This window comes from Pseudoduganella sp. OTU4001 (genome assembly GCF_038440195.1).
Classification (GTDB): Bacteria; Pseudomonadota; Gammaproteobacteria; order Burkholderiales; family Burkholderiaceae_D; genus Rugamonas.
The window spans coordinates 1-12,779 of the sequence record NZ_JASATG010000040.1 but is presented as its reverse complement, the minus strand read 5'-3'; the positions used below and the strand labels follow the sequence as shown (position 1 = coordinate 12,779).

General features: G+C 63.6%; 13 protein-coding genes and 1 riboswitch. Of the genes, 4 read left to right on the top strand and 9 right to left on the bottom strand.

The window, feature by feature from the left end; genetic code table 11:
• The 4 genes from AAHE99_RS23965 to AAHE99_RS23950 are packed head-to-tail and all read right to left on the bottom strand — an operon-like array spanning position 1 to position 4,446.
• Positions 1-678, bottom strand: coding sequence for a GNAT family N-acetyltransferase (locus tag AAHE99_RS23965; RefSeq protein WP_342120101.1), 678 nt, complete (start codon positions 676-678; stop codon positions 1-3).
• On the bottom strand, positions 675-1,763 hold the full coding sequence (locus AAHE99_RS23960; protein WP_342120158.1) for a multifunctional CCA tRNA nucleotidyl transferase/2'3'-cyclic phosphodiesterase/2'nucleotidase/phosphatase: 1,089 nt from the start codon (positions 1,761-1,763) through the stop codon (positions 675-677). The genes AAHE99_RS23965 and AAHE99_RS23960 overlap by 4 nt, the downstream gene beginning before the upstream one ends.
• 5 nt (positions 1,764-1,768) lie before the next feature.
• Positions 1,769-2,488: a glutathione S-transferase family protein gene (locus AAHE99_RS23955; protein ID WP_342120100.1), complete on the bottom strand. Its 720-nt coding sequence runs from the start codon at positions 2,486-2,488 to the stop codon at positions 1,769-1,771.
• Between the two features lie 17 nt (positions 2,489-2,505).
• Entirely contained in the window at positions 2,506-4,446 is a 1,941-nt protein-coding gene (locus AAHE99_RS23950) for a lytic transglycosylase domain-containing protein (RefSeq protein ID WP_342120098.1), read from the bottom strand.
• A 63-nt stretch (positions 4,447-4,509) separates the two neighbouring features.
• Between AAHE99_RS23950 and AAHE99_RS23945 the strand changes: the two genes are divergently transcribed.
• On the top strand, positions 4,510-5,094 hold the full coding sequence (locus AAHE99_RS23945; RefSeq protein WP_342120096.1) for a 5-formyltetrahydrofolate cyclo-ligase: 585 nt from the start codon (positions 4,510-4,512) through the stop codon (positions 5,092-5,094).
• Between the two features lie 64 nt (positions 5,095-5,158).
• Here the strand turns inward: AAHE99_RS23945 and metF are convergent, their stop codons facing one another.
• The 4 genes from metF to metK form a co-directional block, all read right to left on the bottom strand.
• Positions 5,159-5,986, bottom strand: coding sequence for a methylenetetrahydrofolate reductase [NAD(P)H] (gene metF / locus AAHE99_RS23940; RefSeq protein WP_342120093.1), 828 nt, complete (start codon positions 5,984-5,986; stop codon positions 5,159-5,161).
• A complete protein-coding gene (locus tag AAHE99_RS23935; RefSeq protein WP_342120091.1) occupies positions 5,979-6,329 on the bottom strand; it encodes a phage holin family protein in 351 nt (116 codons plus the stop codon). The genes metF and AAHE99_RS23935 overlap by 8 nt, the downstream gene beginning before the upstream one ends.
• A gap of 61 nt (positions 6,330-6,390) precedes the next feature.
• Positions 6,391-7,806 (bottom strand): adenosylhomocysteinase, encoded by a 1,416-nt coding sequence (gene ahcY, locus AAHE99_RS23930; protein WP_342120088.1) that lies wholly within the window; start codon positions 7,804-7,806, stop codon positions 6,391-6,393.
• A gap of 29 nt (positions 7,807-7,835) precedes the next feature.
• A riboswitch (S-adenosyl-L-homocysteine riboswitch) is annotated at positions 7,836-7,903 on the bottom strand.
• A gap of 82 nt (positions 7,904-7,985) precedes the next feature.
• Positions 7,986-9,149, bottom strand: coding sequence for a methionine adenosyltransferase (gene metK, locus AAHE99_RS23925; RefSeq protein ID WP_342120085.1), 1,164 nt, complete (start codon positions 9,147-9,149; stop codon positions 7,986-7,988).
• Between the two features lie 188 nt (positions 9,150-9,337).
• Between metK and AAHE99_RS23920 the strand changes: the two genes are divergently transcribed.
• From AAHE99_RS23920 to dapF, 3 genes are read left to right on the top strand one after another with little or no spacing between them, the layout of a single operon-like run.
• Complete coding sequence (locus tag AAHE99_RS23920; RefSeq protein ID WP_342120082.1) at positions 9,338-10,195, top strand: lysophospholipid acyltransferase family protein; 858 nt, start codon at positions 9,338-9,340, stop codon at positions 10,193-10,195.
• The gene (locus AAHE99_RS23915) at positions 10,192-11,091 is read left to right on the top strand and encodes an LpxL/LpxP family acyltransferase (protein ID WP_342120080.1); all 900 of its coding nucleotides are present in this window, start codon (positions 10,192-10,194) and stop codon (positions 11,089-11,091) included. The genes AAHE99_RS23920 and AAHE99_RS23915 overlap by 4 nt, the downstream gene beginning before the upstream one ends.
• The gene (gene dapF / locus AAHE99_RS23910) at positions 11,088-11,951 is read left to right on the top strand and encodes a diaminopimelate epimerase (protein WP_342120078.1); all 864 of its coding nucleotides are present in this window, start codon (positions 11,088-11,090) and stop codon (positions 11,949-11,951) included. Before AAHE99_RS23915 ends, dapF begins: the two co-directional genes overlap by 4 nt.
• Here dapF and AAHE99_RS23905 read toward each other — a convergent pair.
• On the bottom strand, positions 11,948-12,779 hold an 832-nt coding region (locus AAHE99_RS23905; protein ID WP_446728955.1), incomplete at its 5' end, for a tetratricopeptide repeat protein. The genes dapF and AAHE99_RS23905 overlap by 4 nt on opposite strands.

The window sequence follows — 12,779 nt, the reverse complement described above, 5'->3', positions numbered from 1 at the left end:
TCAATCGTCCGACTTCACGCCCGGGATCTTGTCGAATAGCTTGCTGGCGGCGCGCACGTTGGCTTTCAGTGCGTAGTCGAGGGAGGCCAGTTGTTCTTCCATGGCTTCCTGCAACACGCTAGCCGGGTCGGCCGGGCCGAGTTTGAGGTAGGCGTCGGCTTCGCCGTAGTCGCGGTGGATTTCCATGCCGGCCTTTTTGGCGATGTGCATCATGGTCGCGTTGGAGGACAGGCAGTGCATGTAGAGCGTGTCCACGTCGTTGTTGCGGCAGGCGACGTTGGCGCGCTCGAACAGCTTGGAGCCGATGCCCAGGCCGCGCGCGGACTTCGAGACGGAAACGCCGAATTCCGCTACCTGGTCCTTCTCGGTGGACTTGTGCTTGTCCTTGTCTCGCTCAGCGAAGGCCAGGTGGCCGACCGCTACCAGCTTGAACACGCGGTTGTACACGCCAAACACCAGGTCGCGGTCGAAGTCAATGCTGTTCACGTAGCGCGTGATCTGCTCGTCGTTGACCGGCGTGCCGAAGCGCAGCAGCCGGTCATGCCGTTCCAGCCCAAGGAAGTGCTTCAGCATGCGGCGCCGGTCGCGCTCGCGCAGCTCCTTCACCGGGACGGTTGGCCTGTCCTTGCCGCCGAACAGGCCGCGCAGAGGATTTCGGAAAAAGTTCAGGCTGGTCATTTCGTCACTTCCTGCACGGCCGCCACGCGGGCGGCGCGCACGAGTTCGGGAATCCTTTGCGGCTGGCCGGCGGAGCGCTGGGCGATCTCGCCGGCATTGACGCCGTGTGCGGCGTCCAACGCTTTGGCGAGCAGTTCGCGCTGCGGCGCAAGGCCGGGACCGGCGCATTCGGCGGCCGCCAGGAACTGGGCGAAGCGGGCTGGCTTGCGATAGGCGTCGCAGCGTTCAAACAGGGCGACCATGGCGGCTGGATCCAGCGCCAGCGCCTGGGCCACACTGGCGTGGTCGCGCGCGGTCATGACGGCGAGGTCGCGGCACTCGGTCGGGACTTTCAGGCGCTTGCTGGCCTGCTCGACCTGCGCAAGAGGCTGGTCGTGCAGCAGGACGGCGTAGCGTACCGGCAGCTCAAGCTCCCGAGCCGCGGCCCGGTCGATGATAGGCGCAATGGCTGTGCCGTCGCCGACTTCGGGAATGATGTGCGACAGCGCGCCGCATTCGCGCAGCACTTGCAGCATGCGCGAAGGCTTCTGCTCCATCAGGCCGCGCGCCACTTCTTGCCACACGCGTTCCGGCACCAGGGCATCGACCTCGCCCTGCTCCACCATGTGCTGCATCAGCGCATTGGTTTCGGGAGCGACCCGGAAGTCGGGGAAGCGTGCCGCGAAACGCGCCAGGCGCAGGATGCGCACCGGATCTTCGGCAAAGGCGTCGGAGACGTGGCGGAAGATGCGGTCCTTGATGTCCTGCTGGCCGTTGTAGGGGTCGACCAGCACGCCGTCGTCGCCACGCGCAATGGCATTGATGGTGAGGTCGCGCCGCACCAGGTCTTCTTCCAGCGTGACGTCGCTGGAGGTGTGGAACACAAAGCCTTTGTAGCCGGGCGCGGTCTTGCGTTCGGTGCGCGCCAGCGCATATTCCTCATGCGTCTGCGGATGCAGGAAAACGGGGAAATCCTTGCCAACCGGGCGGTAGCCGGCAGCCACCATTTCTTCCGGAGTGGCGCCCACTACGACGTGGTCGTGGTCCTGGACCGGCAAGCCAAGCAAGGCATCGCGTACCGCACCGCCGACCACATAAGTCTTCATACCCATCAATCGTCCGGCATCTCCGCGTCGTGCAGTGGCGCGGTTTCGGTTTCGGCCAGCGCGCCGGCGATCCAGGCGTCGACGGCCGGATGGTTGCGCATGCGCTCGCAGTAGGCCGCCAGGGCGGGCGGCAACACCACGCCGTAAGTCTTGAAGCGAGTGACCACCGGCGCGAAGAAGGCATCGGCAATCGAGAACTCGCCGAACAGGTATTCGTTGTGGCCGAAGCGGCTCAGGCACTCTTCCCACATTTCGCTGATGCGGCCGATGTCGGCCTGGGTGGCCGGGGTGCGGCCCTTGCCGGGATAGCTGCCCTTGATATTCATCGACATGGTGGTGCGCAGGCTGCTGAAGGAGCTATGCATCTCGGCGCACACCGAGCGCGCCAGCGCGCGGGCGGCGACATCGCGCGGCCACATCGGCTTGTCGGGGAATTGCTCGGCCAGGTATTCGCAGATCGCCAGGCTGTCCCAGATCGCCATCTCGCCCGCCAGCAGCACCGGCACGCGGCCACTGGCGCTGTACTTGGCGATGTTGTTGGAGGTGTCGGGCTGGTCGAGCAGCACGCGCACTTCGGTAAACGGGATATTGAAGGCTTTCATTGCCACCCACGGGCGCATCGACCACGAGGAATAGTTCTTGTTGCCGATGACCAGGGTCAGGCCGGGTTCACGCGCGGCGGCCAGGGTCTCTGCCAGTTTCGGGTCAAGTTCTGTGGTCTGCATGGTTCCTTCCGTCTCCTTTAGCGGCTGCCGTAGGCAGCTTCCTGTTGTTCCTGTTCGGTGTAGCCTTTCGGCGTGATGGTGCCGCCCAGGCGCGCCTTCAGCGATTGCGGCTTGCCTTCAAACAGCGCAGCGTAATAGGTGGCGTTGACCATCACGTTTTTCACGTAGCCGCGCGTTTCGAAGAATGGGATCGATTCGATGAAGATGGTGCTGTCCATCGGCTTGGTCAGCTGCGTGCGCCAGGAACGCAGGCGGCCCGGCCCCGCGTTGTAGGCGGCCGTCGCCAGCACCTGCGAACCGTCCATGCTGCCCAACACCATATTCATGTAATTCGCGCCGAGCAGGATATTGGTCTTCACGTCGCTCAGCATGCCCTGCACGAAATCGCTCAAGCCGATCTTGCGCGCCACCCAGCGGCCGGTGGAAGGCATCACCTGCATCAGGCCGGACGCGCCGGCGGTCGACTGCGCATCCATGATGAAGCGCGATTCCTGGCGGATCAGGCCATACACCCAGGCCCGGTCCAGGCCCAGGGTGCTGGTGGTGGGCTGCATGATGTCGTCGTGCGGCACCGGGTAGCGGTGGGTGTAGTCGGCCTGCACGCGGGTCTTCTCGGAGGTGTACACCATGCGGTCCAGCACATGCTTCTCGCGCGCGAATTCGGCGGCGGCCATCAGCTGGCGCTCATTCAGGCTGCGCGTTTCCCAGTTCCACTCGCGCGTGCCTTCGAAGCGCAGGCGCATCTCGAAGAATTTGAGCGCGCGCTGCAGGCCGGGATTGGCGGCGATGGCGGCCATTTCGGCAGGGGTCGGCGCGGCGCCGGGCACCGGGATGGTGACTTGCTGCCCCAGCTCTTCCCCGGCCAGGATGCCGTAGTAGCTGGACTGGTCGGCGATGCTGCGGTAAGCCGCCAGCACTTCCGGCGTATTGCTGCCGGCTTCGGCGGCGGTGGCGCGCGCATTCCAGTAGATCCAGGTCGGGTCCTTGCGCAAATGCGGCGGCATGGCGGCGATGGTGGCCTTGACGGTTTTCCAGTCGCGGTCGCGCAAGGCGTAGCGCGTCTTCCACTGCATCTGGTCCGGGGTCAGCGGCGCACCGGCGGACTTGGCCCAGTAACTCGAAGTTTCAGGCGCCACGGAATAGCCGGCCACCAGGGCCAGGTTGGCCCAGCCGATGGCGCGTTCCTGCGGCGTCAGTTTGGGCAAAGCTTTTTCCAGCGCCATCTTGGCCAGCTTCATGCTGGTGCGGGCGCCACGGCCCACCGCCACCAGGAAGGTTTCGTGGTCGGCGCGCGTAGCGCCCGGGCCCTTGGCCAACGCCAGCGTTGGCAGGTCGACCGCCTGGCCCATCTTCTTGTCGGAGCCGTTCAGCAGGATGACGGTGCGCTTGGCGGGACCGGTGGCATTCGTCTCGCCGGCCAGGCGCACCTGGTGCCACAAGTCTTCCTGCGTGAACTGGCCGGTCTGGGACAGCGATGCGATCAGGGCGCCGCAGGCCTCGCCGTAATACGGCGGATAGACCAGCAGCACGCGCGCTTCGGCGGCGACGTTCTGGCCTTTGGTCAGCTTGGACAGCAGGTTATAGCATTTGACCTGGGTGTCGTCCTGCAGCACGAACAATGGATACTGCTCGTCGAAGGTGGTCCAGTCGCGCTTGCGGCCCAGCTCCAGCAGCCAGTCGTTGCGCATGCGGTCGGCGATGGCGTTACCTTCATACTTCTTCAGGAAGGCGCGCACTTCGGCGTTCGAGACATCCTTGAAGCGGGCCTTCAGGCGGTAGTAATCTACGTAGGAAGGAATCGAGTAATCTGCAAGGCGGGCGGCGTAGAACTCGGCCTTGGCGGCGTCGTCGCGCCGCACTGCATCGCGCAGCAGGAGGAAGGCGTCATCTTCCTTGCGGCTGTCGCTTGCGTTATCCTGCGCGCAGGCCAGTGGCGAGGCGGCGCAAGCAGCGACCATCAGTGCGCCGGCTATCCATTTCGAGGTGGAAATCAATGTACGACTCTCAAGGTAATTCACGATATGTCCAGCCCAACTAGCATACCACGCAACCCCGACGGCCAGCCAGCCTCCGGCAAGGCGGAATTGCGCAAACATATGCTCGCAACACGGCGTGCGCTGGCGCCGGAAACACGTGCGCAATGGGACCGGGAAATTGGCGCGAAAGTGGTCCAGTGGTGGCGCGAAACTGGTGTCGGGTCGGTGGGGGTTTATTGGCCGCTGCGCGATGAGCCCAACTTGCATGCCTGCTATGCGGAGCTGGCGGAACTGGGCGTGAAGCTGCTGCTGCCGGTCGTGCTGGAGAAAAATGCGCCGCTGGCGTTCGCGGAGTGGACAATCGGCGAGCCGATGGTGAAAGATTCAATGGGGGTGGCGGTGCCGGCCGTCCTGCGGCTGGTGGAGGAATATCCGCCGGCTTTACTGATTCCCTGCCTGGGGTATAACCCGCAGGGTTATCGGCTGGGGTATGGCGGCGGATTCTACGACCGCACGCTGGCGCGCGAACCGCGGCCGGCGACGGTGGGGGTGGCGTATCGTTGCTTAGCTGCGGAGTTTGGCAGCGATGGGCATGATGTGCCGCTGGATAGGATTCTTACCGAAGACTAAAACCGGCAACCCAGTGTCTGACCCGCAGGGTCAGACACTGATACGCGACGGCCGCGTAGCCGGCTTAAACCAGGCGATTCCACAAGGCCGTCGTGGCGGCGGCCTGGTTCATGGAGTAGAAGTGCAGGCCCGGCGCACCGCCGGCCAGCAGGCGCTCGCACAGCGCCGACACCACGTCGAGACCGAAGGCCTTGATCGAGGCCGAGTCGTCGCCAAACGACGCCAGCTTCAAACGCACCCAGCGCGGGATCTCCGCGCCGCACATATCCGAGAAACGCATCAGCTGCGTGTAATTGGTGATCGGCATAATGCCCGGCACGATCGGCACGTTAACACCCGCCTTCTGCGCCGCGTCGACGAAATGGAAATATGCGTCGGCGTTGTAGAAGTACTGGGTGATGGCCGCATCCGCGCCCGCATTCACCTTGCGCACGAAGGCATTCAGGTCGTCCTGCGAAGAACGCGCCTGCGGGTGCACTTCAGGATAGGCCGCCACTTCGATATGGAACCAGTCGCCGGTTTCGGCGCGCACGAATTCCACCAGCTCATTGGCATAGCGGAACTCGCCCGACATGCCATAGCCCGAAGGCAGGTCGCCGCGCAGCGCCACCAGGCGCTTGATGCCGTGCGATTTGTACTGCTGCAGGATGGCGCGGATCGATTCGCGCGAACCGCCCACGCAGGACAGGTGCGGCGCGGCGTCTTCGCCAGCGGCCATGATCTCGAGCACGGTATCCAGGGTGCCCTGCTGGGTCGAACCGCCGGCGCCGAAGGTCACGGAAAAATATTTGGGATGCAGCTCGGACAGTTTGGCGCGCGTGGTGCGCAGCTTCTCTGCCCCTTCCGCCGTCTTGGGCGGGAAGAACTCGATACTGAAATTATGGTTAGCCATCTTTGTCTTTCAACAGGAGGGTAGACAAGGCCCAGGAAATCACGCTGTACAGCAGCGCGCCGAGGATGGCAGAGCCAAAACTGTCCACATGGAAGCCGTCCACCACTTTCGCCACCAGCCAGAACATGAAGCCGTTGATGATGAAGATGAACAGGCCGAGTGACAGCACGGTAACGGGCAATGTCAGCAACAGCAGCAGCGGGCGCACCAGGGTGTTGACCAGGCCAAGCACGAGGGCAGCAACCAAAGCGGCGCCGATGCTTGTGACATCGACGGAATGCATCAGGTAAGGCACCGCGAACAGCGCGGCGGCATTGATTATCCAGGTAAGGACCAAACGCATAGAAAGTAACCTTGGCAGACATGGCCCCGCCGCCACGCGGGCGGCGGGGCCGAGTGCTAAATTAATAGCGGTAGTGTTCAGGCTTGTAAGGGCCTTCAACCTTCACGTTGATGTACGCGGCCTGCTCTTCGGTCAGGGTGGTCAGCTGCGCGTTCAGCTTCTTCAGCTGCAGGCGGGCGACCTTCTCGTCCAGGTGCTTCGGCAGGGTGTACACGCCGACCGGGTAGGCCTTGGTGTTGGCGAACAGTTCGATCTGCGCGATGGTCTGGTTGGCGAACGAGGACGACATCACGTACGAAGGGTGGCCGGTGCCGCAACCCAGGTTCACCAGGCGGCCTTCGGCCAGCAGGATGATGCGCTTACCGTCCGGGAAGATCACGTGGTCCACCTGCGGCTTGATGTTCTCCCACTGGTACTTCTTCAGGGAAGCCACGTCGATTTCGTTGTCGAAGTGGCCGATGTTGCAGACGATGGCCTGGTCCTTCATGCGCAGCATGTGCTGTTCGGTCAGGATGTGGTAGTTGCCGGTGCAGGTCACGAAGATGTCGCCGTGTTCAGCGGCGTAATCCATGGTCACCACGCGGTAGCCTTCCATTGCAGCCTGCAGGGCGCAGATCGGGTCGATCTCGGTCACCCACACTTGCGCCGACAGGGCGCGCATCGCTTGTGCGGAGCCCTTGCCCACGTCGCCGTAGCCGGCGATGACGGCGATCTTACCGGCCACCATCACGTCGGTCGCGCGCTTGATGCCGTCCACCAGCGATTCGCGGCAGCCGTACAGGTTGTCGAACTTGGACTTGGTGACGGAGTCGTTCACGTTGATGGCCGGGAAGGCCAGCTTGCCGTCCTTGTGCATCTGGTACAGGCGGTGCACGCCGGTGGTGGTTTCTTCGGTCACGCCCAGGATGTGCGGCAGGCGCTTGGAGTACCAGGTCGCGTCCTTGGCCAGGTGGGCCTTGATGGAATTGAACAGGCAGATTTCTTCTTCCGAACCTGGGTTGTTCAGCACGGAGATGTCTTTTTCAGCGCGGGCGCCCAGGTGCAGCAGCAGGGTGGCGTCGCCGCCGTCGTCCAGGATCATGTTGGAGTACACGCCTTCACCTGGCCATTCGAAGATGCGGTGGGTGTAGTCCCAGTATTCGTCCAGGGTTTCACCCTTTACGGCGAAGACCGGGGTGCCGGCAGCGGCGATGGCGGCGGCGGCGTGGTCCTGGGTCGAGTAGATGTTGCAGGAGGCCCAGCGGACTTGCGCGCCCAGTGCTTCCAGGGTGCGGATCAGCACTGCGGTCTGGATGGTCATGTGCAGCGAACCGGTGATGCGGGCGCCCTTCAGCGGCTGGGCAGCGGCGAATTCTTCGCGGATTGCCATCAGGCCTGGCATTTCCGTTTCGGCGATCTTGATCTCTTTTTCGCCCCATGCGGCCAGGCCGATGTCAGCGATGATGTAGTCTTGGGAATCTTTGAGTACGGCGTTCATCACGCCCTCCTTTCATGATGTTGAAAAAAGTAACGTGAGCGCGGTGTTGATGTTCCGAGCCTGGCCAGGCTAGCTGGTCGCAGCGCTCCTCGGAGAGGGGGAATTGTAGCACTACTGGCCGAGCCCGTGTCCCCCTTGGGGTGTGACCCCAGGGCGGGACACGGGCTCGGCTGTGGGAATTACAGGCCGGCAGCGGCGCGCAGGATCGCGGCCTTGTCGGTACGCTCCCAGGTGAATTCCGGCTCTTCGCGGCCGAAGTGGCCGTAAGCGGCGGTCTTGGCGTAGATCGGGCGCAGCAGGTCCAGCATCTGCACGATGCCTTTCGGGCGCAGGTCGAAGTGCTCAGCTACCAGCGCTGCGATCTTGTCGTCCGAAATCACGCCGGTGCCTTCGGTGTACACGGTGATGTTGATTGGGCGTGCCACGCCGATGGCGTAGGACACCTGCACCTGGCACTGGCGCGCCAGGCCGGCGGCCACCACGTTCTTGGCCACGTAGCGTGCAGCGTAGGCTGCCGAACGGTCGACCTTGGAAGGGTCCTTGCCGGAGAACGCGCCGCCGCCGTGCGGTGCTGCGCCGCCGTAGGTGTCGACGATGATCTTGCGGCCGGTCAGGCCGCAGTCGCCCTGCGGGCCGCCGATGACGAAACGGCCGGTCGGGTTGACCAGGAACTTGGTGTCCTTGATCCATTCGGTCGGCAGTACCGGCTTGATGATCTCTTCGATCACGGCTTCTTCGATCTGCGAGTGGCTCATCTCAGGCGCGTGCTGGGTCGACAGCACCACGGTGTCCACCGACACCGGGCGGCCATCGACGTAGCGCAAGGTGACCTGGGACTTGGCGTCCGGCCGCAGCCATGGCAGGCGGCCATCCTTGCGCAGCTGCGACTGGCGCTCGACCAGGCGGTGCGAATAGTAAATCGGCGCCGGCATCAGTTCCGGGGTTTCGTCGCAGGCGTAGCCGAACATCAGGCCCTGGTCGCCGGCGCCCTGGTCCAGGTCGATACCTGCACCTTCGTCCACGCCCTGGGCGATGTCCGGCGATTGCTTGTCGTAAGCAACCAGCACGGCGCAACCCTTGTAATCGATACCGTATTCGGTGTTGTCGTAGCCGATACGCTTGATGGTATCGCGGGCTACTTGAATATAATCCACGTTGGCAAACGTGGTGATTTCACCTGCCAGCACCACCAGACCGGTGTTGCACAGCGTTTCCGCGGCAACGCGGGCACGTGGGTCCTGGGTGAGGATGGCATCCAGAATCGCGTCGGAAATCTGGTCGGCTACCTTGTCCGGGTGGCCTTCCGAGACGGATTCAGAGGTGAAGAGGAAATCGTTGGACATCGCAAGCTCCTGACTTTGGTTCTAAAAAATATTGTCGCAAAACCAATGCAGCTTGCGACGCTTTAGCGATTTTTATATCCCGCTTCGCAAGTTGTCTGTTAACTCAGCGGCTACTGCTAATGGTATTTTACGCTTCTTAAAAAATTTTTGTGCAGGGCAACGTATAAATTGCTCTTATAAACTTATACATGCTGTTAAGAATATTCCGCTTTTTCTCCGTATTTCCATTGCCAATTTTGCATGCGCTTGGCGTAGCACTCGGCTGGACCGTTTATTTTCTGTCGCCTTCTTACCGCCGCCGCATGCGCGAAAATATGGCGCAGGCTGGCTTTGGCGCCCATCTGAACGCTGCGGTTGGCGAGGCCGGCAAGGCAATTGCCGAGCTGCCCTTCATCTGGTGTGCCGATCCGCAACGCGTGACCGAACGTGCAACAGTTGAGAATTGGGAACTGGTCCAGCAATACCTGGATAACGGCAAAGGGATTGTTTTCTTGACGCCACACCTTGGTTGTTTTGAGATCACCGCCCAGGAAATTGCCCACCGCACCGAGCTGATGGTCATGTACCGCCCGCCGCGCAAGGAGGCGATGAAGCCCCTGATCGAGGGCGCCCGCGCGCGCAAGAACCTGCTGCTGGCGCCGGCCAATATGGGCGGCGTGCGGATGCTGGCCAAGTTCCTGAAGAAAGGCCAGCCGATCGGCCTGCTGCCCGACCAGGTGCCGCAGGAAGGCGAAGGCGTGTGGGCCGACTTCTTCGGCCGCACCGCCTACACCATGACCCTGCCGGCCAAGATGGCCCAGCTGGGCGATGCGGTGATCCTGATCGTCTACGCTGAGCGCCTGGCGGGTGGCAAGGGCTATGTGGTGCGCTTTGTGCCGTTCGAAGCGTCGCTGGAAGGCGATAGCGCGGCCCAGGCGCGCGCCATCAACAGCGAAATGGAAAAGCTGATCGCGCGCTGCCCGGCCCAGTACTACTGGAGCTATAACCGCTACAAGGTGCCGCCCGGCGTGGCCGCACCAGGCGCCGGCGCGCAGGAGGCGGCATGAGGTTCCTGCTTGGGATGATGTGGCTGCTGCATTGGCTGCCGCTGCCGGTGCTTGGCCGTATCGGCAATGGCGTGGGCAGCCTGCTGTTCGCGGTGATGGGCCCGCGCCGCGAAATTGCGCTGACCAACCTGCGCCTGACCATGCCGGAACTCAGCGAAGAGCAGCGCCGCGCGCTGGCGCGCCAGCATTTCCAGGCGTATTCGCGCAGCGTGCTGGAACGCTCGATCCTGTGGTGGGCGCCGGAAGCGCGCCTGCGCAAGCTGATCAAAGTGGAGAGCGCCGTCGCCGGCACGGCGCCGGACCAGGTGCCGGTGGCGGAGCTGGCCGGCCAGCCGACCATCCTGCTGTGCCCGCATTTTGTCTGCCTGGACGTGGGCGGCGTCGCCGTGGCGCTGGAAGCTTCGGCTTCCTCGATGTATGTGGCGCAAAAGAACAAGGCGTTTGACGCAGTGCTGCGTGCCGGCCGTTCGCGTTTCAAGCCGGTCAGGCTGTTCACGCGCCAGGACGGCATCAAGCCCATCATGCGCGCGCTGAAAGAGAACATGCCCTACTTCATGCTGCCGGATATGGATTTCGGCGCCAAGGATGCGGAATTCGTGCCTTTCTTCGGCGTACCGGCGGCCACCCTGACCGCCACCGCGCGCATCGCGGCGGCCACCGGCGGCCAGGTCATGCCGGTGATTGCCACCTTCCTGCCCGGTTACCAGGGTTATCGTGTGAAGTTTTATCCGGTGTGGGAGAATTACCCGGGAACCGATATGGTGGCTGCAACCCGCCGTATGAATGAATTTATTGAAGAACGCGTCAAAGAAGCGCCGTCCGAATATTTCTGGACCCATAAGCGGTTTAAAACCCGTCCGGAAGGCGAACCTTCCTTCTATTCCAATAAACGATGAAACTCAAATTCACCAAGATGCACGGCGCCGGCAATGATTTCGTGGTCATTGACGCCATCAACCAGAAAATCGACTTCACCCCGGCGCAATGGAAGGCGCTGGCCGACCGCCGTTTCGGCGTGGGTGCGGACCAGATGCTGGTAGTGGAAAAGTCCAGCGTGCCGGGCTGCGATTTCCGCTACCGCATCTATAACAACGACGGCGGCGAAGTCGAGCAGTGCGGCAACGGTTCCCGCGCCTTCGTCAAGTTCGTGGTGGAGAAAGGCCTGACCACGGCGCGCCAGATCACGGTGGAAACCCTGGCCGGCATCATTTCGCCGCGCCTGGAAGACGATGGCAGCATCACGGTCGATATGGGTGCGCCGGTGCTGGAACCGGCGCAGGTGCCGTTCGTAACGGAAGGCTTGACCGGCCAGCCGGAAGGCCGCGAAACCCTGTGGCCCCTGCTGCTGGAACTGGGCGGCCAGCGCGAGACGGTGCAAGTTTCGGTGGTGTCGATGGGCAACCCGCACGCGGTGCAGGTGGTGGCCGATGTCGATAGCGCACCGGTGGAACTGCACGGCCCGCTGATCGAGAACCATGTGCGCTTCCCCAAGCGCGTCAATGCCGGCTTCATGCAGCTGGTAAACCGCCACCACATCAAGCTGCGCGTGTTCGAGCGCGGCGCGGGCGAAACTTTGGCGTGCGGCACCGGCTCCTGCGCAGCGGTGGTGGCAGGCATCCGCCGCGGCCTGCTGGACTCGCCGGTGCGCGTCAATGCGCGCGGCGGCCAGCTGTCGATTGCGTGGGCGGGCGAAGGCCAGCCGGTCTACCTGACCGGGCCGGCCGTCACCGTGTTCGAAGGCGAAATGACGATTTAAGCCGCCGCCATCAGGCCAGCGCCCAGCCAGCTTTTCAGGCGGTACAGGCGCTGGCGGTAGTTCCCCTCCATATCCGCATCCACCTGTTCGAACAGGCGCACGATGCGGTCCAGTTTTTGCCGCTCGGCCGCCGTGCGCACCAGCACCAGGCGGCGCTTGCTGCGCCCGTAGCTGGCGCGGATATCGACCACCAGGCAGTGGCCCTGGTCGGCGGCCTTCAGGTCCAATAGCAATGCTTCGGCGCGCGTCAGGCGGAACAGTGCCGCCAGCTCGATGCGCGCGGCCAGCAAGGGCTGGCTGCCGAGCAATTCGCGCGTCAGCAGCGGCAGCAGGGGGTCGGCCCAGCCGGCGCGCGGCGGCGGCGGCGCGATACGGTCCAGCGCCTGGCGTGCTTCCTCACTGCCCTGGGCGGCGGCCTTCTGCAGCCAGTACACGGCGCGCACGTCATTGTCCTCGGCGCCGCGGCGGGCGCGCCAGGCCTGGATGCCGCACTCGAGCTGCGCTGCGCTATGTCCCATGTCGGCGGCGCGCTCCAGGCAGGCATGCGCCTCGCTTGCGCTGCGCTGGGAAAATTCGGGACGGATGTAAATACGCGACATGGCAAACCAGGCATCGGCCAGGCCCTGCTCGCCAGCCTGCGCCAGCCAGCGCAGCGCGCGCTTGAAGTTCACGGTGCCGTTGGCCGATTCGACGCGGTCGCCTTCGCTGTTCATGCGGGCCAGGTGCAGGCCCAGCGCCAGCTGGGCGTCGCGGTCGCCGGCTTGCGCCGCCACGGTGCGCTGGCGCAGCAACTCGGACGGATCTTCGGCTTCAGGCGCGTCGGCCGGC

Bases quoted from the DNA above. Each gene is read 5' to 3' on its own strand.
- AAHE99_RS23965 (WP_342120101.1), bottom strand. From the start codon at position 678: ATGACCAGCCTGAACTTTTTCCGAAATCCTCTGCGCGGCCTGTTCGGC.
- AAHE99_RS23960 (WP_342120158.1), bottom strand. From the start codon at position 1,763: ATGAAGACTTATGTGGTCGGCGGTGCGGTACGCGATGCCTTGCTTGGC.
- AAHE99_RS23955 (WP_342120100.1), bottom strand. From the start codon at position 2,488: ATGCAGACCACAGAACTTGACCCGAAACTGGCAGAGACCCTGGCCGCC.
- AAHE99_RS23950 (WP_342120098.1), bottom strand. From the start codon at position 4,446: ATGGTCGCTGCTTGCGCCGCCTCGCCACTGGCCTGCGCGCAGGATAAC.
- AAHE99_RS23945 (WP_342120096.1), top strand. From the start codon at position 4,510: ATGTCCAGCCCAACTAGCATACCACGCAACCCCGACGGCCAGCCAGCC.
- metF (WP_342120093.1), bottom strand. From the start codon at position 5,986: ATGGCTAACCATAATTTCAGTATCGAGTTCTTCCCGCCCAAGACGGCG.
- AAHE99_RS23935 (WP_342120091.1), bottom strand. From the start codon at position 6,329: ATGCGTTTGGTCCTTACCTGGATAATCAATGCCGCCGCGCTGTTCGCG.
- ahcY (WP_342120088.1), bottom strand. From the start codon at position 7,806: ATGAACGCCGTACTCAAAGATTCCCAAGACTACATCATCGCTGACATC.
- metK (WP_342120085.1), bottom strand. From the start codon at position 9,149: ATGTCCAACGATTTCCTCTTCACCTCTGAATCCGTCTCGGAAGGCCAC.
- AAHE99_RS23920 (WP_342120082.1), top strand. From the start codon at position 9,338: ATGCTGTTAAGAATATTCCGCTTTTTCTCCGTATTTCCATTGCCAATT.
- AAHE99_RS23915 (WP_342120080.1), top strand. From the start codon at position 10,192: ATGAGGTTCCTGCTTGGGATGATGTGGCTGCTGCATTGGCTGCCGCTG.
- dapF (WP_342120078.1), top strand. From the start codon at position 11,088: ATGAAACTCAAATTCACCAAGATGCACGGCGCCGGCAATGATTTCGTG.